The 2,798-nt window shown below is 73.9% G+C and carries 3 protein-coding genes; all 3 read right to left on the bottom strand.

What is annotated here, in order from left to right:
- The coding region (locus EEJ42_RS09250) for a beta-ketoacyl synthase N-terminal-like domain-containing protein (protein WP_123099488.1) at window positions 1-783 on the bottom strand (783 nt) is incomplete at its 3' end.
- Window positions 783-1,763, bottom strand: a complete 981-nt coding sequence (locus EEJ42_RS09245; RefSeq protein WP_123099487.1) for a hypothetical protein — start codon at window positions 1,761-1,763, stop codon at window positions 783-785. The genes EEJ42_RS09250 and EEJ42_RS09245, both read right to left, overlap by 1 nt.
- The coding region (locus tag EEJ42_RS09240; RefSeq protein ID WP_123099486.1) for a beta-ketoacyl synthase N-terminal-like domain-containing protein at window positions 1,763-2,798 on the bottom strand (1,036 nt) is incomplete at its 5' end. The genes EEJ42_RS09245 and EEJ42_RS09240, both read right to left, overlap by 1 nt.

The following is a 2,798-nucleotide window of genomic DNA, read 5'->3' as shown; positions in this document are numbered from 1 at the left end:
GCCACCGGGCTCGGGCGCGGTCGCGTGGTGCGCGTCGCAGCTCCAGCCGGTGCCCACGAGGCGCGCGTAGCCGGGCCCGGCGCCGCGCGCGCGGGCGTGCGCGGCGGACTCCAGGACCAGGACGGCGGCGCCCTCCCCGAAGACCGTGCCGCGCCGGTCGGCGGCGAACGGGCGGCAGCGCTCGGGGTCGATGGCGCCCAGCCGGTTGAAGCAGGCGAGCGCGACCCGCGAGTACGCCTCGGCGCCGCCCGCGAACACCACGTCCGCCTCGCCCGAGCGGATCAGATCGACGGCGACGGACAGCGCGTAACCGCTGGCCGAACAGGCGTTGCTGACGCACGTGTTGGGGCCGCGCGCGCCGAGCAGGCCGCCGACCACCGAGGCGACCGGGAAGACGGGCGCCCAGCGGCCGGAGTCCGGGGCCTTGCCCGTCCACCACGCCTCGTGCAGCTCCGTGTCGCCCATGCCGCTGCTGATCACGACGGCCACCCGGCGCGGATCGACGCTCCCCCACTCGGAGAGCCCGGCGTCCTTCGCCGCCTGCCGGGCCGCCTCGACCGCGAACCGCGAACCGCGCCCCAGCGGCAGCCCCTCCCACTCCGCGGGCCCGTCCGGCACGTCGGCCTCGGGCACCAGATACATCCGCGGATGGTCCATGCGGGCGAGCGGATCGGGCACCCGGGACGGGGCGGTGCGCGCGGTGTGCATGCCGCGCCAGAAGGCGTCGACGCCCGTGCCCAGCGGGGACAGCGCCCCCACTCCGGTGACCGTGATGTCGTCCATCAGGTGCCGCTCGACTTTCCGGACAGCGCGTCCAGCACCCGCTGGTCGAAGGGGACCAGATGCCAGTCGCGGCGGTTCTCGATCAGTGCGTAGCCGTGCACGATGCCGCCCGTGGCGGTGAGGGTGAGCGCGCCGTCGCGGACCGCGTAACAGTCCATGCGGGCGGTGTAGGTGAGGTCCTTGAAGATCTCCTCCACCGTGTAGACGGTGTACAGGTCCTCTTCCATCAGCGCCTCGTCGGTGACGCGTATCCAGGAACGCGGCACGACGGGTATCCACCGACGCTCGTCCAGCAGCGTCTTGATGGAGATCCCGCGGGACTTCACGAAACGGTCCTTGGCCTCCTCCATCAGCCGCAGATAGCCGGACATCTGGAGCCGCTCGGTGAAGTGGCAGTAGGGGTAGGCGATGTTCCACTTCCAGGCGTGGGCGTTACGGCCCTCCGTGAGCGCCGCCAGTACGGCGTCCTCGTCGCCGCCCGGCAGCGCCCGGGGCGACTCGGCGGGTGCCCCTTCGCCCAGCCGGTCCACCGTGAACCGGCCGAACTCGCCGGGCGGTTCGGCGGGCCCCGTCAGATACGAGTCGGCGCGCAGCGAGACCCGGACCTTGGCGGTGACGGCCTTGAGGACGGAGCCGTCGCGCACGACCCGGAGGGTCACCCGGAAGGCGAGCGCCGTATCGCCGTCGGAGGTGTGCGGCACCACCTCGGCCTCGGCGTCGTCGTCCATGTGGAAGGCGTGCAGGATGCGGCTGTCCAGCGCCACGATGTCCAGCCCGAGGCCGTGTTCCTCGTACAGCCGGCGGGCGGGCGCCCCGCAGCGGGCGAAGTGGACCAGCACCGCTTCCTCGATGAGGTAATTGACGTGCTTGAAGCCGATCCACGTGCAGATGTTGGAGCCCTCGTACCGCGGTCGCAGCCGCACCGTGGTGGTGTCGGCCAACAGGGCCTTCGTCGACATCGGCGGGGCGGCGGCTCTCATCAGGTGCACTCCATCGCTGAATTCGCTGAATTCGCAGAAACCACGGACATCGCGGAAAACCCGGAAACCTCAGAGACCTCAGAGACCTCGGAAGGGGACGCGCCCGGCCCGCGCAGCAGCAGCCCGGCCACGGCGTCCGCCGTGTCGTCGCCGCTGGTGATCAGCGCCTCGCCCGCTCCGGCTCCGGCCCCTTCCGTGCCGAGCCAGCCGACCGCGGCGGCGCACTGGAGGACGCCGAGCGCGCCGGAGGCGCGGCCCACGGCGGTGGTGACGTCGTGGCGCGGTACGGCCGGGGGCACGGGTGCGCCGATGTCGGCGCCCGGCTCCTCGTAGCGCTCCGGGGTGAACCAGACGCCCGGCCCCTCGCCGCCCTCCGGCAGCAGCGCCCGGACGCAGCCCGCGAGACCCGCCCGGCGCTCGTACGGCCCCAGGACGGCGACGGCGCGCCCCCCGCGCTCCTCCGCCCAGCGCGCGCCCTCCACGACGAGGGCGGCCGCGCCGTCCAGCAGGTCGTCGGCGGGGCGGGCGAGCAGGTCCTCCACGACGGCGTTGTGGGTCTCCACACCGACTACCAGGGCGCGGCGGACGCGGCCCGCGGCCACGAGCGTCGCCGCCCAGTGGACGGCGTCGAGACCGGACGTCGCCCCGTTGCACAGCATCAGGTTGGGGCCGCGCAACCCGTGCCGGATGGCGACCCAGGAGGCGATCACATTGCTGGAGGCGTTGGGCAGGCTCATGGGGCTCAAGGAGCGGGCCGAATCCTCGGCGATGGCGGCGGCGGTGAGGCACGCGGTGTCGAGGTTGCCCAGGTTGGAGCTGGCCACGACGCCGACGGTGTCACCCGGCACGGTCAGCTCCCCGCCGTCGGCGCTGTCCGCGGGGACGAGGACGGCGTCGCGTAACGCGTCGAGCGCGGCGCACAGGGCGAGTTGGGTCGCCCGGTCCTTGTAGCGGTGCCCGCGGCGGCCGATGCGGGCGCCGGTGTCGAACGGCCCGGGCGCGCGCCCGGGGGCGTGCGCGCCGCGCAGCAGCGCG

The sequence above is a fragment of the Streptomyces botrytidirepellens genome (assembly GCF_003721215.1).
In the GTDB taxonomy this organism is placed as follows: Bacteria; Actinomycetota; Actinomycetes; order Streptomycetales; family Streptomycetaceae; genus Streptomyces; species Streptomyces himastatinicus.
The sequence above is the reverse complement of the archived record's forward strand: the minus strand, read 5'-3'. Positions and strand labels throughout refer to the sequence as shown.